This window comes from Buttiauxella agrestis, from assembly GCF_900446255.1.
Taxonomy (GTDB): Bacteria; Pseudomonadota; Gammaproteobacteria; order Enterobacterales; family Enterobacteriaceae; genus Buttiauxella; species Buttiauxella agrestis.
In genome coordinates, this window is record NZ_UIGI01000001.1 from 1946491 (window position 1) to 1973297 (window position 26807).

Below are 26807 nucleotides of genomic sequence, written 5' to 3' on the forward strand. Positions count from 1 at the left end.
CTTGGTGATTAACCCTCTGATTAAACAACACAATATTTTGCAATACGACGACAGGGTGATTTGCCGTTCAGTTTCTGGTCATTTCTCAATACCTAAACTAAATTTCAATAAGTTAGCGTATGCAGCGCCCTGGCAGTCATTGGGGATTGGATGTGCAAAATGAGGGCTTAACGATGAAAGCACACGCACTCTTAATGCTTTGTGGAAGTGGTTTACTTTGTGGCATAAGCGGGGCGCAAGCTGTGACCAGCAATGGCACAATCAATGCGACACTCACCTTAACCAACGGCTGCCTGATAAACGGGTCGCCTGCTCAAAACGGCATTAACTTCGGTACGCTGGATTTCGGTTCTCACCCGGCAACATTCTCAACCCTGACGACTGAACTGGCTGGCGCTGCGGGCGGCAACAGTTTTGGTATTCAATGCACTAACGGCGCGACTTACACCGTACAAGTGACCGGCAGCACCAACGGCGCACCGGGCACAACAGTCGGCACGCCAGGCACGCCCGCGCGTTATCTGGTGAACACCACAGATGCAACACAAGGTGTGGCCTACAGCATCTATAGCGACAGCGCCTTCAATAATGTGATCGCCAACAATACGGCTATTCCGAAAGCCTCCACCACCGACGGCGTAGACAACTACATTGTTTACGGGCGCATACAGGGCGGGGGTGAAAGCGTGACGGTGAAACCGGGGACGTATACGGATGTTATTAACGTCAGCGTAACGTATTAAGTCATCGTTTTTATAAACATAACAGCAGGCGATTGCCCCTGCTGAGGGCCGCGCTTTGCATAAAATTCACGCCTGGCTTTGGGGAATGATGGTGGCGCTCCCGGCAAGTGCTGTCACCCAACAATCATTCCAGGTGGGCGCGACGATAACACCGGGGTGCTCGGTTGCCAGCGGCAGTGGCGGTTTATTTGGCACGTTGAATTTCGGCAGCCACAGCGGGGTGGAAAGCGGTACCGCCAGTAACGCGTTTATTCCCAATACCTCGCTGGCACTGGCCTGCACGCCCGGCGTGGCGTTAAGCATGACGATTGATGGCGGCAAACATTACACCTCGGTACGCAATATGGTGCGCACCGGCGGCAGCGAAGCGGTGCCTTATCGCCTCTACACCAGCGGGGCGTTAACCGCCAACACGGAAATTCTGGTGAATCAGGCGGTGGCGATAACCTACAGCAACAGTAACAACATCACGTTGCCGATTTATGGTGCGGCGCAGTTAACGGGTTTTAGCCCGGCAGGAACCTATACCGACCAACTCACCGTGACGCTGTCATGGTAAAAAAAGGGAGAAAATAATGACGCCATGGCTCACGCATAAACTGTTATTCGCGGCAGGTTGTCTCGCCAGCGCTCAGGCTCTGGCTGCCGGGAATATCCTGATTTGGCCTATTGATCCCTGGCTGGCACCCGATGCCAAAGCCGCAGAATTATGGATACAAAATCAAAGTAGCGAGGCCACTACTATGCAGGTGCGAGTGGTCGGCTGGCAGCAGCAGGACGGGCATGAAAAATACCAGCCGCAACAAGATGTGGTCGCCAGCCCGCCTATTGTGCAAATCGCGGGCGGGGGCAAACAGCTGATTCGCCTGATCAAACAAAATGTTGTGCCACCAAACCAGGAGCAGGCTTACCGCATAGTAGTGGATGAAATTCCCCAGCCGCGAGATAACACCAAACCGCAAATGGGGTTGAAATTGCAGATGCGTTATTCCATCCCGCTGTTTGCCTATGGCGCGGGCATGGTCACTGAAGAGGCCGCAGGCAATCACGCCAATACCGAACCGGCGAAACTGTCCTGGCGTGTGGTTGATGAAAGCGGCAAACCGACGTTGCAAGTCACCAATCGCGGAAACGTTCATGCCCGCCTGAGTAAAGTCACTTTGCGCCAGGGCAGCCAGCAGCGGGTATTAGCCGACGGTCTGATGGGCTACGTGCTACCCGGTAGCCAGCGAGAATGGCCGTTGCCTGCATCACTTTCACGGCCTGACCAATTGTCTGCAACGATCAACGCTCGTTCCGAACAATGGCAAACCTCTCCGGTCAATTGAGCCGATTACCGATGGCAATGCTTCTTCTGTCTTTGCCGATATGCAGCCATGCCGCGCAAGAAGACGATGCGTTGCCTCCGCCGCCGGATGCGCAGGCGCTGAACCAGAGCGCTCAGTTTCATTTATCACTGGTTTTTAACCAGTGGGACAGCGGCCAGGTGGTGCCTGTGACCCAGCGTGGCGGGCAGTTTTTTGTCAGCCGGGCCGATTTACAACGCGCCGGTTTACCGGGCGATAAATTCCGCGATGACGAAGTGAATGTCTCGGCGCTCAAAGACGTCAAAACTGAGTACGACAGCGCCGGGCAACGGCTGCTGATGCAAGTCCCTAACGAATGGCTCCCTCGCCAGGCGATTACGCTTGGCACACATGACGCCAGCTTTAAACCGTTGAGCGGCAGCGGGGCGCTGCTCAATTACGACTTCTATACCAGCCATGCCGATAATAGCGGCGGCCAGGCTTCGCTCTGGCATGAGTTACGCCTGTTCAGCGGCAATCTCAGTCTTTCGTCTACCGGCACCGTTCGCGAGGGTTTTTCTGGTTACGACTCCGGGAACGGCGAGGGTTATATCCGTTACGACACCACGCTCACCGGCACTGACGAAGACGACATTATCAGCTGGTCGGCGGGGGATGTGGTCAGCGATTCATTAAGCTGGAGCAACAGCGTGCGGATGGGCGGCGTGTCCATTGGCCGTGATTTCTCGTTGCGCCCGGATCTCATTACTTACCCGTTGCCCGCGTTTTCCGGCGAAGCGGCGGTGCCTTCCACGGTTGATGTGTTTATCAACGGCTATCGCAGCGGCAGTACCGAACTGCAACCTGGCCCGTTCACCCTGACGAATCTGCCTTACATCAATGGCTCCGGCGACGCGGTCCTGGTGACGACCGATGCGCTTGGCCGCCAGGTTTCGACCACGCTGCCTTTTTATGTCGCCAGTGAATTGCTCAAGCCTGGCCTGAGCGACGGGGCGTTAACCCTCGGCGCCATGCGGCGGGACTACGGCATTGATAACTTTTCCTACGGTCCTGCGGCGGCCAGCGGTTCGTATCGCTATGGTGTCAACGAATACTGGACGCTGGAAAGCCATGCCGAGGGCGCACAATCTCTTGCGCTGGGCGGCGTCGGCTCCTTGTTAAAGCTCGGCCGTTTTGGGGTGATCAACGGCGCGTATTCGCGCAGTGAAATGCGTGGCGAAGGCGGGCAGCAAGTTAACTGGGGTTATCAGTACAGCACCAACAGTTTTAACATCGGTACCCAGCACAGCCATCGCGATCGTGGTTTTGGTAATCTGGCACTCTATGACTCGCCCGACATGTACGACGAAAATAATCAGCCCATCGCCAGCCTCAGTCGCCGCACCGATCAATACTCGCTCTCTTTTAACCTTGGAAGCTACGGCAACGTCGGCGCGGCCTGGATAGACGTGCGCAGTTTTGACGACGAAAAAACGCAACTGCTCAACGTGTCATGGAGCAAAAACCTGTGGGGAGACAGCAGTTTTTATCTCGCCGCCAGCCACGATCCTGCGCAAAACGGCTGGAGCGTGGCGCTTTCACTCCAGGTGCCGTTCGGCGCGTCAGACTCCGCCGCGTTCAGCGTTGAAAGCACGCCGGATGCTGGCAGTTCGCAACGGGTTAACTACAACCACGCGATGCCAGTCAACGGCGGTTTTAGCTGGAATATGGCCTACGCGCACCAAAGTGATAGCGACGATTATCAGCAGGCGACGTTGGGCTGGCGCAATAATAAAGTGGAATTGCAGGGCGGCGTTTACGGGCAGCGCAAAAACTACACCCAATGGGGAGAAATGTCCGGCTCGCTGGTGATGATGGATAACACGTTTCTGGCGGCCAACCGTATCAACGACGCCTTTATGGTGGTCAGCACCCATGGTTATCGTGATGTCACGGTGAATTTTGAAAACCAGCCGATTGGCACCACCGATGACGACGGCTATTTGTTAATTAGCGGCGTCTCCTCTTATTACCCGGCAAACTACAGCATCAACACGCTGAATCTGCCTGCCGACACGCGCATAAAAGACACCGAACGGCGCGTTGCGTTACGCCGTCACTCCGGTTATTTGCTTGATTTCCCTATGGAACAACAGCGTGTGGCCAGCGTTATTCTGCAAGACAGCCAGGGAAAAGTGCTGCCGGTGGCCAGCCAGGTTTATCGCCCGTTACAATCGCCCGTTCCTGTGGGATACGACGGGATTGTGTATCTCGAAAACCTCAGCGATGTGAATCCCCTGACGGTGAGCACGCCGGACGGCAAGCGTTGTCGCACCACGCTTAAACTCGAAAGCAACCCCGATCGCAAACTGAAAACCTACGGCCCGCTGGTGTGCGTTGAGGGAGCAAAATGAAATGGCCCGGTGCGTGGCTACTGGCGGCACTGCTGCTGGCGATCGCCATGCCTGCCTGGTCGGCCTGCACTCAAGGCTCACAACCGGCGTCGTTTGGTAGCCAGAGTTCGTTTGTGGTGAATACCACGGTGCAGAATACCAGCGCCACCCTGACGCTCGATTGCGACACCGTCCTTAACCTGCTGACTTCCGATTCAGTAAAACTCACTTATCTGGGGGCAACACCGGTGGTCACGGGGATTCGCGGTTTACTCAAACGCACCGATGACACCACGAATACCGACAACGTCCCGATAGTGGTTTGCGTGCAGTCAGGCTGCGCCGGAAGCAGTGAAGTGCAGGTGGGGGGAACTTATACCTGGAGTGGCAGCACGCTGCTCAATCTGCTGGCGAGTAAGCGTTATGCGTTGCCGATTTACCTGCGCACCGTCGCCGGGCAAAACGTCAGCGCCGGGCCATATCGCGTGGTGCTCAACTTTCGCCTCGACTGGAATATTTGCAGCCTCGGTGTGGCGGTGTGTCTTGCCTACCAGACGGGAAACGGCAGCGCGGATATGACGGTGACGCTCACCGTCACCAACGATTGCAGCACCATTTCTGCCCCGGCGGTAAATTTCGACAGCGCGCCGCTGGTGCAAAACTTTAAAAGCGTTTCGCAAAGTATCGCGATTACCTGCACCAAAGGCAGCACTTATACCGTTGGCGTCAGCAATGGTTCAAATGCCAGCGGCAACCTTCGGCGTATGAAAAGCGGCAACAATTACATGAGCTATGAACTTTATAAATCTAACGGCACCGACCGCTGGGGAAGCCTCGGCACTGAACGTTGGGCGAGCGCGGCATCGTCAGGGTTGAGTAGCGACGGTTTACTGCGTAACTTTAACTACGTAGCCAAAGTGCTCACCAGCCAAACGACGCCCCCCGCTGGCGCGTATACCGACACGTTGGTTGTCGATGTGGCCTTCTGACCGCCAAAGTTTCACGTAAAGTTCCGTGACAACATGCCGATAACACCGATAAGAAATCATTAAAAGGGTGTTATATGTTGAACCGTATTCGCGTTGTCACCATGCTAATGATGGTGCTGGTGGCGTTCGCGCTGCTCCAGCTCATCTCTGGCGGAATGTTTTTTAACTCACTCAAACAAAATAACGACAGTTTTAAAGTTTCCAGGGAGTTACGCGTTCAGCAGTCAGAACTGGCAAACACCTGGGAGTTGATGCTGCAAACGCGCATCAACCTGAGCCGCTCTGCGGCCCGCATGATGATGGATGCCAGCAACGGGCAAAGTGCAGCAAAAACGGAATTGCTCAATAACGCCAAAAAATCCCTCGTTGAAGCGCAAAAACATTACGCCGCGTTCAAACAAATTCCCGCCATTAATCCGGAGCTGGAAGCGCTGGTGCAAGGCATTGATGACGACTACCAGAACTATAACCAGGCACTGAGCGAACTGGTGGGGTATCTGGAAAGCGGCAACATGGACGCCTATTTTGCGCAGTCCACACAGAGTCTGCAAAACGCCCTTCAGAAAGAATACAGCGACTACATTGCGCTCAATGACCGCATGTACGAGCAATCCTACATTGCCAGCGCTAACGACTATAACTTTGCCAAGTGGCAGATTGCCTGCCTCGCACTGGCGCTGTTCGCGGTAATCGTGCTGGTGTGGTTTGGAATGCGCCGCATTCTGCTGCAACCGCTGGCGGTGGTTATCGGTCATATTCGCGAAATCGCCAACGGCAATCTGACAGCAAATATCGTCTCAACCGGGCGCAACGAAATCAGCGAGCTGACCTCCAGCGTGCGCCACATGCAGCAAGAGCTGATTATTACCGTGGGTAGCGTGCGTGACGGTTCGGATGCGATTTACAGCGGTGCCACCGAAATCGCCGCCGGAAACAACGATCTCTCTTCCCGCACCGAACAGCAGGCCGCATCGCTTGAAGAAACGGCCGCCAGCATGGAACAACTCACCGCCACGGTGAAGCAGAACGCGGAAAACGCCCGTCAGGCTTCGCAGCTGGCCTTAAGCGCCTCCGAAACCGCCCAGCGCGGTGGCAAAGTGGTGGATGGCGTAGTGAAAACCATGCACGACATTGCGGGTTCCTCGAAGAAAATCGCTGATATCACCGGCGTGATTGACGGCATCGCTTTCCAGACCAACATCCTGGCGCTGAACGCTGCGGTAGAAGCCGCTCGTGCGGGTGAACAGGGGCGTGGGTTTGCGGTCGTCGCGGGTGAAGTTCGCAACCTGGCGCAACGCAGCGCGCAGGCCGCCAAAGAGATTAAATCGCTGATTGAAGATTCTGTTTCCCGCGTCGATACCGGTTCAGTGCTGGTAGAAAGCGCCGGGGAAACCATGAGCGATATCGTCAATGCGGTGACGCGTGTGACCGACATCATGGGGGAGATCGCTTCCGCTTCTGACGAGCAAAGCCGGGGTATCGACCAGGTGGCGCTGGCCGTTTCAGAAATGGACCGCGTCACCCAGCAAAACGCCTCGCTGGTGGAAGAATCTGCCTCTGCCGCCGCCGCACTTGAAGAACAAGCCAGCATGTTAAGCCAACTGGTGGCCGCCTTCCGTTTAACCCCGGAATCTGCCGCGACGCCTGTAGTCAATACCCCCTCAACGCCTGCGCCGACGCTCAAGCCGAGCCGGGCAACGACGAGCGGGCAAGACGATAACTGGGAAACTTTCTAAGAATCTTTAATCGCCGGCAGACGTGCCGGCAGAGGGGCTGTGATGTTCAACCGTATCCGAATTTCGACCACGCTTTTGTTAATCTTGATCGTCTGCGGTGTTTTGCAGATTGGTAGTAATGGACTGTCCTTCTGGGCATTCAGGGATGATTTTCAGAATCTAAAAATGGTTGAAGTCGGAAACCAACAGCGCGACACCCTGACGCAAAGTCGCGCGGCATTGTTGCAGGCCAGCACCGCTCTAAGCCGGGCTGGAACGCTAACCGCGCTCAGTTATCCGCCAGAAGATATCAAACGTCTGATGGCGAATGCGCGTGGCAGCCTGAAACAAGCGGACATGCTGTTTAACCAGTTCCTGGAAATCCCGCCTTTAAATAAAGAAGGTGAGGATATGGTGGCATCGACTAAGCAGAGTTACGCCGCTTATCGGGATGACTTGCAGCATCAGGCGACCTGGCTTGAAAGCAATCAGCTTTCTGATTTCCTCAGCGCGCCGATTCAGAAATCACAGGATATTTTTGACGCCTATTTTAACGCCTGGCAGCAAAGCATTAATGACACCGTGGCGGCGTCGAGTGCGGACAGCAAACTGAACTACCAAATCTCGGCGATTATTTTCGCCAGCGTGACGGTGATTGCCATTCTGATGCTGATAGGTTCGATTCTCTGGTCGCGCAGGATGCTGGTACAGCCGCTGGAAATCGTACGCAGCCACTTTGAGCACATCGCCGCAGGGGATTTAGCCCGTCCGATTAGCGTGTACGGCCGCAACGAAATCTCCGAGATTTTCCGCAGCCTGAAAAACATGCAGCAGGAACTTAAACAGACCGTGGCGCAAGTCCGTGAGGGCAGCGGCGCGATGCACACCGGCATCGCCGAAATTGCCGCGGGCAACAACGATCTGTCTTCGCGCACCGAGCAACAGGCCGCATCGCTTGCTGAAACTGCCGCCAGCATGGAGCAGTTAACCGCAACCGTCAGCCAGAACGCCGACAACGCCCGTCAGGCTGCACAGCTTTCACGCACCGCAGCAGACACCGCACAGCAGGGTGGACAACAGGCGGCCAACGTCGCCCGCACCATGCACGACATCGCCGGAAGCTCGAAGAAAATCGGCGATATCACCAGCGTGATTGACGGCATCGCTTTCCAGACCAACATCCTGGCGCTGAACGCGGCGGTTGAAGCGGCGCGTGCCGGTGAACAAGGGCGCGGTTTTGCGGTGGTGGCAGGTGAAGTGCGTAACCTGGCTCAACGCAGTGCGCAGGCGGCAAAAGAGATCAAAGTGCTTATCGAAGAATCGGTAAGTCGCGTGCAGCAAGGCTCGCAACTGGTTGATACCGCGGCTACCACTATGGCGGAAATCGTCCGTTCGGTGACGCAGGTTAACGACATTATGGGTGAAATTGCTTCTGCGTCTGACGAACAGCGTCGTGGTATCGAACAAGTCGCGCAAGCCGTCAGCCAAATGGATCAGGTCACACAACAGAACGCCGCGCTGGTCGAAGAAGCGGCTGCTGCGACGGATGCGTTGGCAAACCAGGCCGAACATCTGAGCGGCGTGGTCGCGGTATTTAATCTGGAAAGTGTCGACAGTGAAGACGTCACCAGAGATTTAGTCACCAACGGGGTGCTTGTCACCTCCTGAAAGTAATTGAGAAGACGCTATGACATCACCGCTGCCCAACGGGCAAACGTCATTAATGTTACAGATGACACAGCGTCTACCGCTGTCCGACACGCATTTTCGTCGGATATGCCAGTTGATTTACCAGCGCGCAGGAATTGTGCTGGCCGATCACAAGCGCGACATGGTTTACAACCGCCTGGTGCGCCGTTTGCGCACGCTAGGACTGGAGGATTTTGGGCATTATCTGAGCATGCTGGAAGCTAACGGCAGCAATGCCGAATGGCAGGCGTTCATTAATTCCCTGACCACTAACCTGACGGCGTTTTTTCGCGAAGGTCATCACTTTCCGATCCTCGCAGAACATGCGCGTAAACGAAGTGGCGAATACAAAGTCTGGAGTGCGGCGGCATCGACCGGGGAAGAGCCGTATTCCATCGCCATCACGTTGGCTGATGTGTTAGGCATGGCACCCGGGCGCTGGAAAGTATTTGCCAGCGATATCGACACCCAGGTGCTGGAAAAAGCCCAGAGCGGGATTTACCGCCAGGACGAGCTTAAAACACTGGCGCCGCTGCAAATGCAGCGCTATTTCATGCGCGGCACCGGGCCACACGATGGGCTGGTGCGGGTGCGCAGCGATGTGATGAGCCACATGGATTTTGCGCCGATTAATCTGCTGGACAAACAAGCGCCGATTCCGGGGCCGTTTGACGCCATTTTTTGTCGCAATGTGATGATTTATTTTGATAAAGCGACGCAACAGCAAATTTTGCAGCGCTTCGTGCCGCTGCTTAAACCGGGCGGATTGCTGTTTGCCGGGCACTCGGAAAACTTCAGTAACCTCAGCCGGGAATTTTTGCTGCGTGGGCAGACCGTGTACGGACTGAGTAAGGAAAGGTCATGACAAAAATAACCGTGCTTTGTGTCGATGATTCCGCCCTGATGCGCCAGATCATGACAGAGATCGTTAACAGTCACGACGACATGGAAATGGTCGCAACCGCGCCTGATCCGCTGGTGGCACGTGATTTGATTAAGAAATTCAACCCGGATGTGCTGACACTCGATGTGGAAATGCCACGCATGGACGGGCTGGATTTCCTCGAAAAACTGATGCGCCTGCGCCCGATGCCCGTGGTGATGGTGTCATCGCTCACCGGAAAAGGGTCGGAGGTGACATTGCGCGCGCTGGAATTAGGCGCGATTGATTTTGTCACCAAACCGCAGTTGGGGATCCGCGAAGGAATGCTGGCGTACAGCGAAACCATCGCGGAGAAAGTGCGGACTGCCGCGAAGGCGAAACTGGCGGCGCGTGCGCCAGTTGCAGCCCCCATGGCACTGAAAGCCGGGCCACTGCTCAGTTCAGAAAAATTGATAGCTATTGGGGCGTCAACCGGTGGCACCGAGGCGATTCGCCATGTGCTGCAACCGCTGCCGCTTTCAAGCCCGGCGGTGCTCATCACCCAGCATATGCCGCCAGGTTTTACACGCTCGTTTGCCGACAGACTCAATAAACTGTGCCAGATAGCGGTGAAAGAAGCCGAAGACGGCGAACGCGTCTTGCCAGGGCATGCGTACATCGCACCCGGAGATAAACACATGGAGCTCGCCCGCAGCGGGGCGAACTACCAAATCAAGATTCATGATGGCCCGCCCGTGAACCGGCATCGCCCGGCTGTGGATGTGCTGTTCCATTCCGTCGCGAAATTCGCTGGGCGCAATGCCGTGGGCGTGATTCTCACCGGAATGGGGAATGACGGTGCCGCGGGGATGCTGGCAATGCATAAAGCCGGGGCATGGACCATCGCCCAAAACGAAGCAAGTTGTGTGGTGTTCGGCATGCCGCGCGAGGCCATTAACAGTGGTGGCGTCAGCGAAGTGGTCGATTTAAGTCAGATTAGTCAGCAGATGCTGATGAAGATTAGTGCCGGACAGGCAATACGTATTTAACTGAAGGAACTCTATAAATGGCAGATAAAGAACTCAAATTTTTGGTGGTGGATGATTTCTCTACCATGCGTCGCATTGTCCGTAACCTGCTAAAAGAGCTGGGTTTCAACAACGTTGAAGAGGCTGAAGATGGCGTTGATGCGCTGAACAAACTCAACGGTGGTGGTTTTGGTTTTGTGATTTCCGACTGGAACATGCCGAACATGGATGGTCTGGAATTGCTGAAAACCATTCGTGCCGATGGTGGCATGGCAGCGATGCCGGTGCTGATGGTGACGGCGGAAGCGAAGAAAGAAAACATTATTGCCGCAGCGCAGGCGGGGGCGAGTGGTTATGTCGTTAAACCGTTTACTGCCGCGACCCTGGAAGAGAAATTAAACAAAATCTTCGAAAAGCTCGGCATGTAAGGAGAGGCTCATGCACTCATCGACTAATCCCGCGTCAGAGTTACATTCAACCGGCGATATTATCGTCCGGATAGGCAGCCTGACCCGTATGCTGCGTGACAGCTTGCGTGAGCTGGGCCTGGATCAAGCGATTGCCGAAGCGGCGGAAGCCATTCCCGATGCGCGTGATCGCCTGGATTACGTGGTGCAGATGACCGCGCAGGCCGCCGAGCGTGCGCTGAACTGCGTGGAGCTGGCGCAACCGCACCAGAATAAACTGGAGTCAGAAGCCAAAGCCCTGAATGGCCGCTGGGATGCCTGGTTTGAAAATCCCATCGAGCTGGGTGACGCTCGTGAACTGGTGACCGATACACGCAGCTATTTGTCTGGCGTACCGTCGCACACCAGTTTCACCAACGCCCAGCTTCTGGAAATCATGATGGCGCAGGACTTCCAGGATTTAACCGGCCAGGTTATCAAGCGCATGATGGATGTTATCCAGGAAATTGAACGCCAATTATTGATGGTGTTGATGGAAAACATGCCGGAACTGGACGCCCGTGCGAAACGCCCAGCCGACAGCCTGCTCAACGGTCCGCAAATGAACTCCAGCGCGGCTGGAGTTGTAGCAAGCCAGGATCAGGTTGACGATTTGCTGGATAGCTTAGGATTTTAAGTGTGAACATCGTGCGGGGAGGCTTTCCCTGCACGATGATAATTGTCCTTAACGAATATCCATTTTTACCGTGACATTCCCTTCATATTTGCCCGCAGCAGGGCGCGTAGACGTTGTGCTAACTGGTGCGGCTTTGAGTTTTATGCTGCCATTTCCGTCGGTATCCAGCATAACGGGGAAATCGAACGAACCATCCAACACCACGTCCCGATCGTTTTCGTCATACAACCGAACCCCAAGGTCGTCGCGACCAATCATCTTTGCAATCATTCCCTGCGGATCGCTCACGCCTTGATCGGCTGTTAACGTCAGTTTAATTTTGCCGGAGGTGCTTTCTACAGGGTTATCGCAATGATAAGAAATGTCCACATCCCGCAAGCTATAGCCTTTCGGGGGTGCACCGGGTGTCGTGAAGTTGGAACTGACTACGACACCCAGTTCAATCTCAATCGTGTGTCCCGCATTAATCGTGCAGCTTAACGGCGCTGTAAGTTTACCGCTGAGATAGACGTTAGAAACCAGCTGAGTTGTTGCAGCTTTACAACTGCCGCTGCGGCCAAACGAGAGGCAGGAGTAGTATTGAGCCACGAGGGTAGAGGGAATGATCTCCTCCCCCAAAATGGCTTTCTTGATGTAAAACTTAGCGGCAATGACGTTCCATTTGAACTGCCTTTTAATCATGTTAGGTGGGCTTACCGGGCTGGATGAATCGCTGCAAACGGATTCAGACTGCTCGTAGATTGACCAGTTTTGTACACGCGAATTCATGCTTGCCATTTGCGTGGGATAATTGTTGATGACAATTGACGTTAATCCCGAGCCGTCAGGAGAGTTAATCGCGTCGGTGTAACCTTGCACGCTGATATCAATATTACTGGTTAGGAAACCGTAACTGCTGCTATGGCCAGCGCTCAGTGGGCTTCCCACTGCCGTAAGCTCTTTTATTTCTGTATCAGGTTCGAGGCTGGTTGGGCATTCACAACTTGCTGTGATGACAGGGCCGTTGCCCACAAGATGGCCTGGATTTGAGGAAAACTCTTCCCCGGTTTTGTTTATCCCGGCGGATAGCTCCTGCTGATAATCAATGCTGTAAGAGGCCGGGCCGCTGAAACAGTTTTGCAGTACGTCAGCCGAGGCATTGACGTTCCCTAATAACAATGCGCAGCAAAGCAGGTTGCCAGTCTTCAGTGTATGTCGGCAAAAATTAATGATGTTGGGCAACATCGGGCTGCTCCTTGTTGCAGGTTGCACGCAATTCAAGTAACCCAGCAGGGTTGTCCGTTTGGGAGGGGGATTCGGGAAGGATCAGGGTGGCATTGCACTGCTGATCCGGTTTTTCGCCCCATTTTGCGGCGATGTCAGTGTTGCCAGTAATCCCCGCGAGGTAGACCACCCCGTTTTCATCAACAATGCCGCTTTGCGCTGGGTTTTGAATGCTGGCCATGGCACCGAACGGGACTAATTTAGAATTTTCGCGGGTCAATGTGACCAGCGTTCGATAGCCTTTGCGGGCATCGATATGCGCTATGACGGCGGCGTTGCGGGTAGGGACTAAAGTGATTGCCGTCTCGTTGGTTTCAACATCATCAGGCAGGGTGGTGGTATCAACGCCGATGCGATTTTCCTGGTACGCACTTAATGAAGGAATAATCGCGTTACCAAACCAGTCCGTTTGCACGCCGCGTTGGTTTTGAAAACGAACGCCGGATGCGCCGTTAGCATCAATGATGGCGAACTCGTCGCCAAGGGGTTGCGACAGGGTGATTCCAGCAGGGTGCGCAACCAATGCTCCGCTGATGCCGTAACTCAACTGGCTGCTGTTATCTGTTGCGTAATAATATCCCGCATTCAGGTTGGCATATTGCGAGCGATACGTGGCATAAACGCTACTGTTATCAGTACCATCGTGATTCGTTCGGCTTTGCTGGAGCGAATAATTGAGTCGTTGATCATCGAGCATGGAGCCGCTTAACCCGAGTGTTTGGTTAGTGCTGCCATCGCGGCTATTACTGATGTTATAGGTTGCCCAACTGTTCGATAGCCAGCGACCTAAAGGCACACTAAAACCAAAGGCTATCATGCGGTCATCTTCGTTATCGTTGAGCTTGCTGTAGCTGTAGTTCAGATGCCAGCTAATCCCACTGACTACCGAACTAAACCCGGCAGAGATGCTGCGTTCTTTGTTATTAGTTCCCCAGTAGTCTTGTTGATAGCCATTGATATACAAACTACAGTTCAAAATGTTCTGGTTGATGTTGAGCTGAATGCGGCTGCGCTTGTTGTAATTAAATGACCAATCATCTTCTTTACCATCGTATTTTTGGTTTGCATCGGCAAAGTTATAGAAACCGCTGGTCGAATATCGATAACTGGCGACGCTGAAGTTGGTGTCAGTGGTTTCAATGTTTTTGCTGTACATCAGCCGCCAGGATTGACCATCACTTTTTTTACCGCTGTCGAGTTGCGCATCGGCCCAGGTCGCGTCGGCGGAAAGCGACCCAAAATACCCCAACGCCATACCCAGCCCCGAAACCACCGACCAGTAATCAGGCGAACCCAGCAGACCACCATAGATCGTAAAGTTGTTGTTCAGGCCGTAAACCGCACTGCCTTGCACAAACCCAGGCTCATTGGCATAGTCCTCGTCACCCTGCGCGCGATATTTCCCTGCTGTGATTTCATATTTAGTCTGGCCAGGTCGTTGCATTAAAGGGACGCTGGCATAAGGTTGTGTGAATCGATGTTCGGTGCCATCCGCTTCTTTAATGGTGATTTCAAGATCGCCGCTATTGGAGGTTGAGTTAATATCGGTGAGGGCGAAGGCACCCGGAGCGACGTTTGCCCGATAAATCAGATAGCCATTTTGTCGCACGGACACTTCAGCATTGCTGTTGGCAATACCGCGTATTACCGGGGCAAAACCTCGCTGGTTAAAGGGGAGCATCTCATCATCTGAGGCCAGGTTGACGCCGCGGTATTGCAGGCTGTCAAAAACATCTCCACGGGTGTTGCTTTCGCCTGCGGTAAATTGAGATTTCAATGCCTGAACATCGTGCTGGATAAATGTTTGCAGCGCTTCCCAGCTCTGCTGGTCTTCATCTCTATTCCATGTTGAATAATTGCGTAATCGCCAACCTCCAACGTTTAAACCGCTGCGTAAATTCAGATACTGATTCTTTGTCGTCGAGTCGTCGCTACCCTCGGATTGCGACGCTGCAAAGGCATAATCCGAAAACAAAACTGGAACACCGTCGTCCCACAATGCGGGGTCAACGCTGCCCTGGTTCGCCTGAAAAACGGCAATTTGCGGCATACTGATGTTTAAAGTGAGTTTGTTGAAGTCGAACTCTGTGGTGGCGGCGGGGATATAATCACCGATTGGTTTAGCCAGGGGAGTATCGGGCGGTGATGCGGCCAGCTCAGGGAAAGCGTCCACTCTGATTCCCCATTTGCGCAGCATCGTGGGCGTAAGCTGGGGTTGCAGTGAACCATCAGCGGCATTGGTAAAGGCGATGTTTCCTGTGCTCAGGCGCTGTTTATTCATTATCGTAATGGTTTGATAGGTGCCGGGGAGCTGCGCTTTCGTATTTGAAAAGAGCGATAAATCAACATCCTGATATAGGCTGGGATCCCCCTCCAATTCTGACGCATTAAAAGTGTATTCGCCCGCAGTAGCCGTGTGGGAGGACAGGAGATATACCCCGGTGATACACCGTAAAAATGCGTTTAGCCTCCATGAGGAAAAAGGAAAAATGCTGTTGGCGTGATTTGACATTTTTTTGCGTCATCCATGGGTTATTGAGATCTGGCTTCAAACTTCTCCGAGGCATTACCGTAATCAGTAATGCAGTGCCAGTTGACGTTCCTTGCCGCTGCCGTGGAGGGGATTTCAATTTGAACGGTGCTTTTCGGGGCTACCATATCGGCTTTTGGTACGGGTGTAGACCCCAGCAATAAGGAGTCAAAGACAACGTAAAATGCCGCATTGTTGGTTATAGAAATTGCGCTGCCGTGACGTTGAAATTGAAGGTTTTTACAGGCTTCTGCGGGTGTGCCATCGAGGTTTTTAGGACGAAAAAAGAGTTTCAAACGGGTTTTGAAAATCAGTTTTAGGATGTTTTTTTCTTCGTCATCTTTTGGTGTTGCCGGAATGGTGCGGACATTGAGATAGAAGAGTGATTCACGATCCTCAGCCACTGCCGCACCAGTCCACGAAATACGCAAGCTTTGTTCTTTTTGTGCATCAAGCCGGAATAAAGGCGGGGTAACAATAAAGGGACCACGTGTTTTTCCATCACCAGTATCTGTCCAGGATTGCACCAACTAGGGGGATGATTTTTCAGTATTCGCTAACGATAAAGCCACTTCTCTTTTATTTGCATCATAAATAATTCTTGTACGACCTATTTGGATGCCACTCGCATGACCCTGGGGCATAAAAGATGCAGATAAGATAATAAGACAACCTGTGAGAAAAATGCTGCGCATAGGAGTCCTTTCATATTTTTTAATAATGCTAAAATGACATAAAACACCAGTGGGGAGACTGGTGTTTTACGGGTTCAGAATAAGAGGGTTATTTCCCGTTATTAGCGATGGAAATAGTCAGCTCCTAAAAAATATATTCACGCTATCGATACAAAATATTCACCGTCATATCCGCATCTGCAGGGCCTGCGGTCACAGGAATCGCAAAGGCTTTATAACGCGCATTGAAATCCGCAATAATGCTGTCGGTTGCAAGAGATGGAAGCGCTAACGCAATACTCGTCTCATCGGTTCCATCCATTTTCAGCAATGTGGTGCTACCTTTCAGGCTAACTGCAATACCCACATTGGTAGCTGCGGTGGCACCTGCGGAGCTTACATCCAGTAAATTATCACTCTTGGTTAAAGCTGTAGGTCCTTCAAAGGTAAGGTGTATATTGGGTAAGCCGGCGGAAGTCACAGGGCAATTGATAAGCTCAATACTAAACGGTACGAGATCGGATTCATCACTCACTTTGGCAAACAATGAAGTAGGGTACGTGCCTAAAGGAACATTATTAGTCGTACCTGTATCACCTTTGATGGTACAGCTAGGTTCGATAATTTCGCCCGTGAAATGAACAACCCCAGCGTTCATTTCGGCGGCATACGCACTACTTGCAGAGACAGCAACTAGTGCTGTGAGTAATACAAAATCCCTTAACAACATATTGAAATCTCCATGTGTGAGGATACTGCAATGCAAGAAAATTCATTTCTGCAATAAATACTATGATTTAAGATAATTTCATTTTCGAAGTAAAAATCATGTGCGTCAATGTACGGCTATGAACCATTAATACAATAACCACCCATAGGAATTTCGTTAATACAGGCTGGGTGTGCAGCGCGTAGTATATATAATCAGTGAAGCGGTAACAGTCTTTTTTCGGTTAGGTTTGAAATAGGATGCACATTTTGTTTTGATGAATAATATTCATCGGGGTGATCATTTCTTTGTTAAAGATCGATAATTTAAATATATCTGACGGGGTGGGTATTAATAATGTATCGACTTCGAATGTTACTTGTACGCGGAATAAGTATTGATTCTATATATAATAGCTCCATTGCGCAGGGGTTCTCCATAAATCTCCCGTAGCATGGAGCCTCCTGGCGGAGGCTTAAGGATTTAATAATGATTTCATTAACACCGTACAGTTACGCATGAATGTATCTTTAATGTGCTGATTACTAATGTAATTATTTTCATGCTGTTTCTCAAAAAATGTTCTCATTCGTTATTGTCGGTGCTCTCAAAATGGTGACTATTCTGTTTAGCAACTCATCATCCCTATTTTGTTTATGGATGTGCGCGTTGAAATAGAGATTGCTTTGTTGGAAGAAATCACACTTGACCTCTCTGAATGGTAGGAGAGATCGAATGAATGAGGAATATTGTTTAGGAATAATCAGGAGTAAATCTCTTGATAGCGTGGCCAAAAGCAAATTGACTGCGCTTTCACTACGGATTTCAGGGGCAAGAACTCGCGAACTTACCACGCGGCTAAAGTCATTTTTTAACTGCGTATCTGAATGGCGCGGACTAAAGCCGAGGTACTTTTCCTGAGTGAACTGTTCCAGGGTGATACTGTCGCCTACGGTTTTGTGCTGCTGGCGGCATATAATGACGTATTCAAACGAGTAAAGTGTTGTCCCGACAATGTTGCTATCTCCCTGAATCGTAAACCCGATATCCAGGTCCACTTCTCGACTGCGTATTCTATTACTCCGTTGCTCGTTAGTTGGACCTGGGCTGCAGAACTCCACCGTACACTCACCCGGCACGATACCGCTTTCCAACAGTTTCTCGCTAACCCATAGCTCGGTTAAGGATTCTGTTTGGATGAAAATTTTGCGCGTCGCAGTACCTTGTAATTGCTTGAGATTAATCGCTTCAATAATGTCGTTATTGATCAACGTGAATTTCTGATAAAGATTCAGCGCCAGCGAAGTGGGTTTCACACCATTGAGCGAACGAATAAAAAGAGGGTCTCCATAATGATCACGCAGTTTTTTTACCGCGTAACTGACGACTGAAGGCGCAACCCCCAACACTTCTGCTGCACTCACCATACTGCTCGTTTCGACGATAGTGACCAGGTAATGTATTAAATTATAATCAAATTTTCCTTCTTCCTGTTTAGGCATTGCGTCCTTCTCTTCATCTATAGATAAAGACTATAAGTCTAGCTCAATGATTTATTACGTGAATGTATTTCTGTTCAGTGATTTTTACTATGAGCTCATCCATGGTTCAATTACCAGGCACCTAATAAGGCACCTTTAAAGATGAATGTTGGCTAATTTAAAACATGAACTGGAAAGCCACCAGGAAGTGGTCAGACAGAGTATTGTAAACAAATGTTTAACAATCGGGGATAAATGCAAACTTCATCACAAAGCGGTTCAGTTGTAAGTCCTAAATAAGACAAATCCACCCATGTTTTATGGTTTTTGTTTTTCTATTAATATTAATAACTTAAGTTTTTTATCGGTGCATTTATCTGATTTTGTTATTAAAACAAAATTTTGTGTTGATATGGCTTTGTGATGGCCTCGGAGTTAAAGAATCGAAAACTGATCGCTGTGCGATATTTATCTCTTTTTAATATTTTTATGTAGAATTTAAAACTGATTTTAACGTAGCTATAACAATTGCTATCAGTTTTACGTGGAGGATTACGGCTTTTTTGGCTTTATATAGACTACATGAAGTTTGAAGAGAGCCTTAAATTGACAATTAAGATAGTTAGGGCGTTTAACATGTATAAAGATACTTTTGGGTTTTTGATCAATGACAATATCCAGGTGGATATCCGTCGCCGTAGAATCATTAAACTTTTTCTTGATGATGAAAAGAGATCCTACGCGCTGAATGTGAGTGTGATATCCATAAAAGAGTTACAAATGGTGTTGTTAGCCTATTTACTGGCTAATGGCAAAGAGCATCCTGTGAGGCGAGACGATATATTAAAAGCAGTGTGGGATAACCGAAATCTAAAGTCCTCGAGTCAAATTCTCTGGGCTACTCTCAAAGATTTAAAAATTCATCTCTCCCAGGTTGGGTTGGGAGAAGATTTTATAACAAGTGAAAAAGGGGCGTACTACCGAATCCATGCTAAACGGCTGCAGGCATTGTATGTAGGTGGATAAAGGAAATGAAATGATAAAGGATATCAAAAAGGTATAAGTTAGATAGAAAAATTGAGCGCTTATCAAAATCAGAAATAATAAATTTATTGCACTATCCACTTTTTTGTGGCGGCCTGGTTATGCACTAAATTCACTGATTTTGTCTTAGTCACTGGTTGGATATCGTATCAGATATCTATTCCTCATTAATTAAGTCACTCTCATTTAAGTGTGATCAGGTAAAAACATGAACAAATTTTATAGTGTTATATGGAATGCAACTCTGGGCCGTTATATTGTGGCTTCTGAGTTAGCTCAAGGGCGTAAAAAAAGTAAATCTTCCTCAACGGGTAGTGTTACCTCGGAAGGTATTTTCACCAGGAAATTCTTACTGACCTGTATTTTATCCACCTTTGCCACGGAAAAGAGTTTTGCAGCGGACAGTGAAGTTGCGTTTTTCTCACCAGAAACGGCTAATTACTCTATAATAACAGGCCCAATGACTCTTATTCAGGGGGGGAGTAACGGCTTTTCAAATATTTCGAGTGGAGCGTCGGGGTATTATAATAAAACTCTGCAACAAGCATTAGATGCCGGCCTGGTTTCAAAGGGGGCTGAGTATATTAGTGGTGACATTCTAAAATTAGGAACTAAAAGTAAGACGATTTCTTACCTGGACCCTATTACACACAATAATATGACATTCTCTGTCTATGATAGCGCGCAGATGAGCACTTCTCCTGCTGCCAATTTCGTGACGCCTGTATCCTATGCGGTGGGTGAACATGGGCAGTATGTTGATACCAGCCTGTTTTCAATCAACAATTCTGGTGCTCTGAATGTCGAGGTAGGCTCTTCCACTACAGGTTGGATGAACGACCCGGCCAATAGACTTGCTGTTGTTATGAAAGGCAGCCAGGCCGACGTGACTACATCCGCTGTTTTTGATGTGTCGGGTAATGGTGTCCTGAATTACGATGCAAAAACAGTCGCTGAATTAGGCTTTGCGTCGAATAATAACTCTAACTCAAAATCTGCTGCTTCATTTATTGGTGGTTTTAAAGGTGCCGTTGATAGCAAGATCGGTCAATTCACCGTCAATACTCTCAGTGATTTCCAAAGCTATAATACAGCATTGCAAAGCGCTATTATTTCAGGTGCACTTTCAACCACTGATTATGATAGTGAGCTGGAAAAAGCTTATGATAAAACTCTCAAACAAATTTATTTAACTAATAACATCGCTACCAATGATGCTACCAACATGAACGTTGATCGTGGACGTGTTGCGTATATCAAGGCCGATGGTGCCGCGGCGATGGTCAATATTAACCAGGGCGCAAACATTCAAATGTATCGTTCTGATGCGTCGCTGGTTCGATTGTTAAATGGCGCAACACTGAATAATAATGGCGTGCTTGGCACAGTGAATAACTCCCTGCGCGGGGCATATGTGGTTTTTGCCAAAGACAGTGTCATTAATAACAAAGGGGTTATTGATGCGGGCACTAATCAGGAAATGACGGCGTTTAACAAATACTCGTCCAGCGGATATAACACTGGGTCAGGTGAGCAAATTGGGATTAACGCATCAGGAACCAGTAGCATACTTAATGACGGCATAATTAACGTAGCTCCTCGTCAGGATTATGCAGGTACAACAGGCGTAATAACCAACGATACTACCAGCATGGTCAATAACGGTGCGATTAACATCGCGGCACTCACACAACCGTCCACTATTAATGGTAGCTACTTCGCCCAGGGCGTAATATTGCAGCGTCAATCCAGCCTTGATAATAATGGTGAAATCTATATTGGAAGGTTGGCTCAGCAATCATCAAGCGATGGCACAACTGATATTTCTATCACCTCCCCAGGTACGTTGGGTGTCAGTCTTCTCAATGGCGGGACATTAAATAACAACGCCAACGCGAGTATTACCATTGGCAGTAAAGCACAAGGTGTGACGGCTATTCTGGCAAGTGGGGCATCTTCCGTTGTTAACCAAAATGGCACCATTAATATTAATGGTAAAATTTCCAGTAGCGCAGATGCAGGTAATCGCAATATTGGGATCTCGTCCGTAGGGGCAAAAACGGTCACCAACAGTGGAACCATTAATCTCAATGGTATTAATGCCATTGGTATGCAGGTGAGTACCAAAAGTGCGGCCACCAACAGTGGAAGCATCGTTGTCAGCGAAGGTGTTGATACCGCGACAAAAACCGCCAACTACGGGATCTGGTCTGAAGGTACCGGTGCCGTTGCGACTAACTCCGGGATTGTTGAGCTTAAGGGCGATCGCGCCATTGGTATTCACGCGCGTAATCAAGGGGTTGTGAACCTTGAGGGTACGGGCAGGGTAGAGTTTACTACTGGCGAAAATCAGATTGGTTACTTCATCTATGGCGCAGGGTCATCCATTAAAGACAACAGTTCTGGCGAGCAAAATGTTTCAACTAAAGGGTCGACACTGTATCGCATCGATGGAGGCGCAACCTACGCTGGCAGCGGACTCGCCACATCAAGTATGACCGCAGGTGGCGAAAACAGTACCATTTTGTTGGTCACAGGCAAAAGCGCGGATGGCAAAACAACCAGCAAATTAAACACCGGCAAAATGACGCTCAATGTTGATGCGGCTGGAGCCACAGCGGTCAAAGTCGAAGGCGGCGCGCAAGGGGTTTTGGATGCCGGTGTGACGTTAAAACTGTCAGCGGCTAATGCAACGGCAGGTATTGTTGACGGCAATTCGACATCGATTATCGGTGATGCCGGAACAACTGGCGCCTCGCAATTAACCTCTTATGCCACCATCGATAACTCGAATGCTGCAAAGGGGGCGATGGGCTATATCGCGCGTAACAATGGCACGTTAATCCACAAAGGCTCACTGACGTTTACAGCGCAAGACAGCACGGGCGTGCTGGTGGATGGCGGTAAGCTTGAAAACAGCAGTGATATCAGTGTGAACGGCATTGCCGTGGATATTGTTGGCGGCAAATCCTCTGTATCTAACACCGGTACCGTGAAAGCGACAGGTGGAACGGCAGCCTATCGCCTCAAAGATGGTGCATCGCTAGCATTGAGTGGGCAGGGCACGACTATTGCTCAAAATGGTGCTCATGGTGTGTTGATCGAAGCCCCAGCGAAGACGGGGTTACTGAAAGCTACGGGCGATTCTCAACTGACAGTCACAGACGCCACCATCAGTGTGACGGGCTCGGGTAACGCTATCGAGAACGGCGCCGAAGTTGCAGGCATCCGTTTGGTGAATGCCAAACTGAACGTCGATCAAGGTGCGGGTATTCGCTCCGGGGCGGAGTTAGGTACAGCAAACAGCGGTGTGATTACCGTCAATGGTTCGGGTGAGGGCATCTTGCTGGAAAACGCGGATGGCACGACCACAACCGCTACGCTCGACATGCTGGATTCTGATGGCTTAACGATTAATGTTGCTGGGCTGGCGGGTTCTGGCATTGTCACCAACACCAGCGGTGCGGTGAAAAATGGCACTACTATCAACGTCACCGTGGCCGATGGCGGTTCCGCGCTGGCGGTGGGCGGCACGACCAGCAACGTGACTCAGGCAGGGGCGTTAACCTCTAAATCCCTGACCACGGAAGTGGTGAATATCGACAATGGGAAAATAGACAGTTTCACCAATAGCGGCTCGATCAAAGCCAATAGTGCGGCGCAAGTTGCAGTTGCCAGCCAATCTGGCGCGGGGATGACATTCACTAACCTCGCTGGGGCAAGCATTGTGGGTCAGGTGAATTTGTTGACTGGGGATAATACCGTCAACTTAAACAGCGGCAGTACCGGGACCGATTTCACCACGGGTGCCGGGCGTGACATTTTTAATCTCAAAGACGTCACGGCTCAGGAAACGTCTATTTTCACTTCCCTTAATGCGGGGGCTGGTGTTGACGATGTGCTGAATCTGGATAACTCAGCGTATGTTCTGGAAAACGTCAACGCTTTGACTGGCTTTGAAACCATTAATCTGACCAATGGTTCCACCTTTACGGAGCAAAATACCCTGCTGGCGCTGGGTGATGCCGTCGATGATGCAAGCGGGACGACATTTAATATCGATACCAACAGCATCCTTGCGTTAAACAACACCCAGGATGTGGCGTTAAAGAGCCATCTTAAAGGCTCCGGCACGGTCAAAGCTGACCTTTCCAATAAAGCCTTTAGCTTTACCGACAACAACAAAGGTGATGCTTTTGCTGGGACGCTGGAGCTGACAAACAGCAGCTTCGCGCTGGAGGGGATCAACGCTCAAGCGTTAAGTGATGCCAACCTGAAATTGAGCGCCGGAAGCGTTGCGACAGTAGGTGCGGGTACGCAGACTATTGGCGGCCTGAACTTCAATGGCGGGACGGCAAAATTTGGGGCGCTGAACCCAGGTGTGTCGGTGGCAGAGAACACCGTTCATACCGCAAACAGCCTTGATATCAGCGGCCCGGGTGTCGTAGCGGTGTCGTTGACCTCAGCCATTAACGATAATCCATTGCCGGAGAATCATCTTTCTCTGATGGAACAAGACGATGCACAAACGCTGGTCAAACTGGCCGATAGCGCAGGTTCCGTAAGCGGAAGCGGTGGCAATCTTGAGCTGAGAGACCAGGACGATAACGTTATCTCCGACTCTGTAACTGTGGACATCACCCAGCAAGGTGCGACGGTGGCGAAAGGGACGTGGGATTACCGCTTGACCAGCGGCGACAATGCTGACGGTTTGTATATCAACTATGGCCTCAAGCAAGTTGAATTACAAAGCGTGGGAGACGACGCACTGGTACTTAACAGTAACGGTAAAAGCGCACCTGCCAGTGATTTAAGTGCCAAAGTTATCGGCTCAGGCGATTTGCATATCGATAGCCCAACGGGTGCGGTTTCACTTTCTAACCTGGATAACAGCTATACCGGGCAGACCGTGGTTAACAGCGGCACGTTGCAACTGGCAAATGACGGCGTGTTAGGCCAAACCCGTGACCTGCGCATTGAAGAAAATGCGGCCGTCGAGATGCAGGGCCACAGCCAGCAAGTCGGGGCGCTGAACACCGTAGCGGCAAGCCAGTTGCAGTTAACAGCCGGAAGCCAGCTCACCATTTCGGACACCCAGCGCGTAGCGGGTGATACCGATGGCGGGACAATTAATGCTGGCACTCTGAACGGCAGTGGGAAGCTGGTTATCGACCCAAGCGTATTGACGGTAAACGGAGCCAACACCGGCTTTAGCGGAGATGTCACGCTGGAAGGCGGTTCGCAGGCGTTGCTGAATAATGTTTCAGGTTTTGGTGATACCGGCACAGTGACTCTGGCAACGGCACAAGACCGCTTAACCTTTGCAAAACAACTTGCAAGCGATGCCGCCGCAGTTGGGCAGCTTAGTAAGCAATTGGCAGGAGCTGGGGCAGTTGAATTAAAAGATAATTCAGATATCACACTCACGGCGGATAACAGTGCCTTTACCGGGGAATTTGCGGTCGACAGCGGTAGCGACCTGCGTGCTTCGGCGGCTGAAAACCTGGGTGATGCTGACGTGTTGGATAACGGTGTTGTGCATCTGACGGCTGATAGCGACTGGTTATTATCCAACGTCATTACGGGCACCGGTTCTCTCGAGAAATTAGGTAATGCCTCGCTCATTATCGACAACGAGCAGTCTTACAGCGGTACAACTGATGTCCAAAGTGGTCGTCTGATACTGGGCAGTAACGAAAGGGCAAACGGTAAGTTATCCGGCAACGGCGGAGTGAATATCGCCTCAGGAGCAACGCTTGGCGGTAACGGTGAAGTCACTGGCCCGGTTAACAACCAGGGAACGTTAGCGGCGCTCAACGCACTCAGCGGTTATGAAAACCAGGCAGCCAGTACTTTGACTGTTGGAGATCTCCATAACCAGGGTGAGATTCATCTGGCAGGTGCGGCTGTTGGTAACACCTTGATCGTCAATGGTAATTACAGCAGTGACAATGGTCTGCTGGCGCTAAATACCGTATTGGGTGATGACAACTCAGTCACCGATAAACTGGTGGTGACAGGGGATACTTCTGGCAGCACGCGTGTCCAGGTCACGAACCTCGGCGGTAATGGCGCGCTGACCGAAAAAGGGATTGAAGTGGTGCAGGTGGGTGGGGCATCACAAGGTGATTTCACCTTGCAGGGGCGTGCGGTCGCTGGGGCATACGACTACTTCCTGAATAAAGGACAAGCGGATGGCAACTGGTACCTTGCGTCTCAGGCTCCGACTCCTTTCACTCCTGATAATCCGGATACACCGGTTTCCCCTGATACGCCAGTCGATCCGGCGCATTCAGACAACCCGATAGTACGTCCGGAAGCAGGAGCGTATACCGCTAATATTGCAGCGGCGAATACTATGTTTATTACCACTCTCCACGATCGTTTGGGAGAGACAAACTATGTGGATGCGCTGACGGGGGAAACTCATGTCACCAGCATGTGGATGCGTAACATTGGTGGTCACACCGGGTTCCGTGATGACTCGGGCCAATTAAAAACGCAAAGCAACCGCTACGTTTTACAAATGGGTGGTGACATTGCGCAGTGGGGTACAGAAGGCGAGAACCGTACCCATCTTGGCGTGATGGCCGGTTACGGTAATAACCAAAGCAATACCCGTTCGTCCGTCACAAACTACCGTGCGGATGGCTCAGTCAACGGTTATAGCGTTGGAGTTTACGGCACCTGGCTTGCCAATGAAGCGGAAAACACCGGGGCATATGTTGATAGCTGGGCGCAGTACAACTGGTTTAATAACAGTGTTAAGGGTGACGAATTAGCTTCTGAATCCTACAAGTCTGATGGTTTAACGGCCTCGGTTGAGACTGGATATACCTTTAAAACAGGCGAATTCAAAGGCAGTAAAGGCACCACCAACAAGGTGTATGTTCAACCGCAGGCGCAGGCTATCTGGATGGGCGTTAAAGCGGATCAACATACCGAAGCGAATGGTACTCATGTGGAGTCTCAGGGCGATGGCAACGTGATGACGCGTCTGGGCGTCAGGGCGTATCTCAAAAGCCATAACCAAATTGATAATGGTAAAGACCGTGAGTTTGAGCCATTTATCGAGGCCAACTGGATCCACAATACCAATAACTTTGGTGCGGTGATGAATGATGTGTCTTCCTCAATGACGGGGACAAAAAACATTGCTGAATTGAAAGTGGGTGTTGAGGGACAAATTAATAACAACCTTAATGTCTGGGGCAATGTCACAAACCAGGTCGGTGATAAAGGTTATAGCGATGCCTCTGCGATGATCGGCATTAAATATAACTTCAAATAACTGTCACTCAATAAAGGGGAGGGTAGC

The 26807-nt window shown here is 50.8% G+C and carries 18 protein-coding genes; 13 read left to right on the forward strand and 5 right to left on the reverse strand.

Annotation, left to right across the window (positions count from 1 at the left end):
* Positions 1-194 precede the first annotated feature (194 nt).
* The 11 genes from DY231_RS09350 to cheZ all read left to right on the forward strand — a co-directional run bounded on the left by DY231_RS09350 (position 195) and on the right by cheZ (position 11788).
* Positions 195-743, forward strand: a complete 549-nt coding sequence (locus DY231_RS09350) for a Csu type fimbrial protein (RefSeq protein ID WP_232062593.1) — start codon at positions 195-197, stop codon at positions 741-743.
* 85 nt (positions 744-828) lie between these two features.
* Positions 829-1302 (forward strand): Csu type fimbrial protein, encoded by a 474-nt coding sequence (locus DY231_RS09355; RefSeq protein WP_051873700.1) that lies wholly within the window; start codon positions 829-831, stop codon positions 1300-1302.
* 16 nt (positions 1303-1318) lie between these two features.
* Entirely contained in the window at positions 1319-2071 is a 753-nt protein-coding gene (locus tag DY231_RS09360; RefSeq protein WP_115628121.1) for a fimbrial biogenesis chaperone, read from the forward strand.
* Positions 2072-2082: 11 nt separating this feature from the next.
* On the forward strand, positions 2083-4443 hold the full coding sequence (locus DY231_RS09365; RefSeq protein ID WP_370511291.1) for a fimbria/pilus outer membrane usher protein: 2361 nt from the start codon (positions 2083-2085) through the stop codon (positions 4441-4443).
* Positions 4440-5411 carry a Csu type fimbrial protein gene (locus DY231_RS09370; RefSeq protein ID WP_115628123.1) on the forward strand — a complete coding sequence of 324 codons (972 nt, stop codon included), beginning with the start codon at positions 4440-4442 and terminating at the stop codon, positions 5409-5411. The genes DY231_RS09365 and DY231_RS09370 overlap by 4 nt, the downstream gene beginning before the upstream one ends.
* Before the next feature lie 74 nt (positions 5412-5485).
* Positions 5486-7147, forward strand: a complete 1662-nt coding sequence (tar, locus tag DY231_RS09375) for a methyl-accepting chemotaxis protein II (RefSeq protein WP_115628124.1) — start codon at positions 5486-5488, stop codon at positions 7145-7147.
* Between the two features lie 42 nt (positions 7148-7189).
* Positions 7190-8794, forward strand: coding sequence for a methyl-accepting chemotaxis protein (locus DY231_RS09380; protein ID WP_115628125.1), 1605 nt, complete (start codon positions 7190-7192; stop codon positions 8792-8794).
* 19 nt (positions 8795-8813) lie between these two features.
* Complete coding sequence (cheR, locus tag DY231_RS09385; protein WP_034496061.1) at positions 8814-9680, forward strand: protein-glutamate O-methyltransferase CheR; 867 nt, start codon at positions 8814-8816, stop codon at positions 9678-9680.
* Positions 9677-10726, forward strand: a complete 1050-nt coding sequence (locus DY231_RS09390) for a protein-glutamate methylesterase/protein-glutamine glutaminase (RefSeq protein ID WP_115628126.1) — start codon at positions 9677-9679, stop codon at positions 10724-10726. The genes cheR and DY231_RS09390 overlap by 4 nt, the downstream gene beginning before the upstream one ends.
* Positions 10727-10743: 17 nt before the next feature.
* Positions 10744-11133: a chemotaxis response regulator CheY gene (cheY, locus tag DY231_RS09395; RefSeq protein WP_034496057.1), complete on the forward strand. Its 390-nt coding sequence runs from the start codon at positions 10744-10746 to the stop codon at positions 11131-11133.
* A 10-nt stretch (positions 11134-11143) separates the two neighbouring features.
* Positions 11144-11788, forward strand: a complete 645-nt coding sequence (cheZ, locus tag DY231_RS09400) for a protein phosphatase CheZ (RefSeq protein ID WP_115628127.1) — start codon at positions 11144-11146, stop codon at positions 11786-11788.
* Positions 11789-11836: 48 nt separating this feature from the next.
* Here cheZ and DY231_RS09405 read toward each other — a convergent pair whose 3' ends face one another.
* The 5 genes from DY231_RS09405 to DY231_RS09425 all read right to left on the reverse strand — a co-directional run bounded on the left by DY231_RS09405 (position 11837) and on the right by DY231_RS09425 (position 18466).
* The gene (locus DY231_RS09405) at positions 11837-13012 is read right to left on the reverse strand and encodes a fimbrial protein (RefSeq protein WP_115628128.1); all 1176 of its coding nucleotides are present in this window, start codon (positions 13010-13012) and stop codon (positions 11837-11839) included.
* On the reverse strand, positions 12993-15563 hold the full coding sequence (locus DY231_RS09410; protein ID WP_115628129.1) for a fimbria/pilus outer membrane usher protein: 2571 nt from the start codon (positions 15561-15563) through the stop codon (positions 12993-12995). Before DY231_RS09410 ends, DY231_RS09405 begins: the two co-directional genes overlap by 20 nt.
* Positions 15564-15583: 20 nt before the next feature.
* Positions 15584-16108 carry a fimbrial biogenesis chaperone gene (locus DY231_RS09415; RefSeq protein ID WP_305954888.1) on the reverse strand — a complete coding sequence of 175 codons (525 nt, stop codon included), beginning with the start codon at positions 16106-16108 and terminating at the stop codon, positions 15584-15586.
* Positions 16109-16418: 310 nt separating this feature from the next.
* Positions 16419-16985, reverse strand: coding sequence for a fimbrial protein (locus DY231_RS09420; protein ID WP_115628130.1), 567 nt, complete (start codon positions 16983-16985; stop codon positions 16419-16421).
* Positions 16986-17536: 551 nt separating this feature from the next.
* Positions 17537-18466: a LysR family transcriptional regulator gene (locus tag DY231_RS09425; RefSeq protein WP_115628131.1), complete on the reverse strand. Its 930-nt coding sequence runs from the start codon at positions 18464-18466 to the stop codon at positions 17537-17539.
* Between the two features lie 615 nt (positions 18467-19081).
* Between DY231_RS09425 and DY231_RS09430 the strand changes: the two genes are divergently transcribed.
* Both DY231_RS09430 and DY231_RS09435 read left to right on the forward strand, forming a co-directional pair.
* Positions 19082-19471 (forward strand): winged helix-turn-helix domain-containing protein, encoded by a 390-nt coding sequence (locus tag DY231_RS09430; RefSeq protein ID WP_172588666.1) that lies wholly within the window; start codon positions 19082-19084, stop codon positions 19469-19471.
* Positions 19472-19697: 226 nt separating this feature from the next.
* Positions 19698-26780, forward strand: a complete 7083-nt coding sequence (locus tag DY231_RS09435) for an autotransporter outer membrane beta-barrel domain-containing protein (RefSeq protein ID WP_115628133.1) — start codon at positions 19698-19700, stop codon at positions 26778-26780.
* The last annotated feature ends 27 nt before the right edge of the window (positions 26781-26807 follow it).

Excerpts from the sequence above, each read along its gene's own strand:
- DY231_RS09350 (WP_232062593.1), top strand. The coding sequence starts at position 195 with ATGCTTTGTGGAAGTGGTTTACTTTGTGGCATAAGCGGGGCGCAAGCT.
- DY231_RS09355 (WP_051873700.1), top strand. The coding sequence starts at position 829 with ATGATGGTGGCGCTCCCGGCAAGTGCTGTCACCCAACAATCATTCCAG.
- DY231_RS09420 (WP_115628130.1), bottom strand. The coding sequence starts at position 16,985 with ATGTTGTTAAGGGATTTTGTATTACTCACAGCACTAGTTGCTGTCTCT.
- cheR (WP_034496061.1), top strand. The coding sequence starts at position 8,814 with ATGACATCACCGCTGCCCAACGGGCAAACGTCATTAATGTTACAGATG.
- cheY (WP_034496057.1), top strand. The coding sequence starts at position 10,744 with ATGGCAGATAAAGAACTCAAATTTTTGGTGGTGGATGATTTCTCTACC.
- DY231_RS09405 (WP_115628128.1), bottom strand. The coding sequence starts at position 13,012 with ATGTTGCCCAACATCATTAATTTTTGCCGACATACACTGAAGACTGGC.
- DY231_RS09435 (WP_115628133.1), top strand. The coding sequence starts at position 19,698 with ATGAACAAATTTTATAGTGTTATATGGAATGCAACTCTGGGCCGTTAT.
- tar (WP_115628124.1), top strand. The coding sequence starts at position 5,486 with ATGTTGAACCGTATTCGCGTTGTCACCATGCTAATGATGGTGCTGGTG.
- DY231_RS09380 (WP_115628125.1), top strand. The coding sequence starts at position 7,190 with ATGTTCAACCGTATCCGAATTTCGACCACGCTTTTGTTAATCTTGATC.
- DY231_RS09365 (WP_370511291.1), top strand. The coding sequence starts at position 2,083 with ATGGCAATGCTTCTTCTGTCTTTGCCGATATGCAGCCATGCCGCGCAA.
- cheZ (WP_115628127.1), top strand. The coding sequence starts at position 11,144 with ATGCACTCATCGACTAATCCCGCGTCAGAGTTACATTCAACCGGCGAT.
- DY231_RS09410 (WP_115628129.1), bottom strand. The coding sequence starts at position 15,563 with ATGTCAAATCACGCCAACAGCATTTTTCCTTTTTCCTCATGGAGGCTA.
- DY231_RS09430 (WP_172588666.1), top strand. The coding sequence starts at position 19,082 with ATGTATAAAGATACTTTTGGGTTTTTGATCAATGACAATATCCAGGTG.
- DY231_RS09370 (WP_115628123.1), top strand. The coding sequence starts at position 4,440 with ATGAAATGGCCCGGTGCGTGGCTACTGGCGGCACTGCTGCTGGCGATC.
- DY231_RS09360 (WP_115628121.1), top strand. The coding sequence starts at position 1,319 with ATGACGCCATGGCTCACGCATAAACTGTTATTCGCGGCAGGTTGTCTC.
- DY231_RS09390 (WP_115628126.1), top strand. The coding sequence starts at position 9,677 with ATGACAAAAATAACCGTGCTTTGTGTCGATGATTCCGCCCTGATGCGC.
- DY231_RS09425 (WP_115628131.1), bottom strand. The coding sequence starts at position 18,466 with ATGCCTAAACAGGAAGAAGGAAAATTTGATTATAATTTAATACATTAC.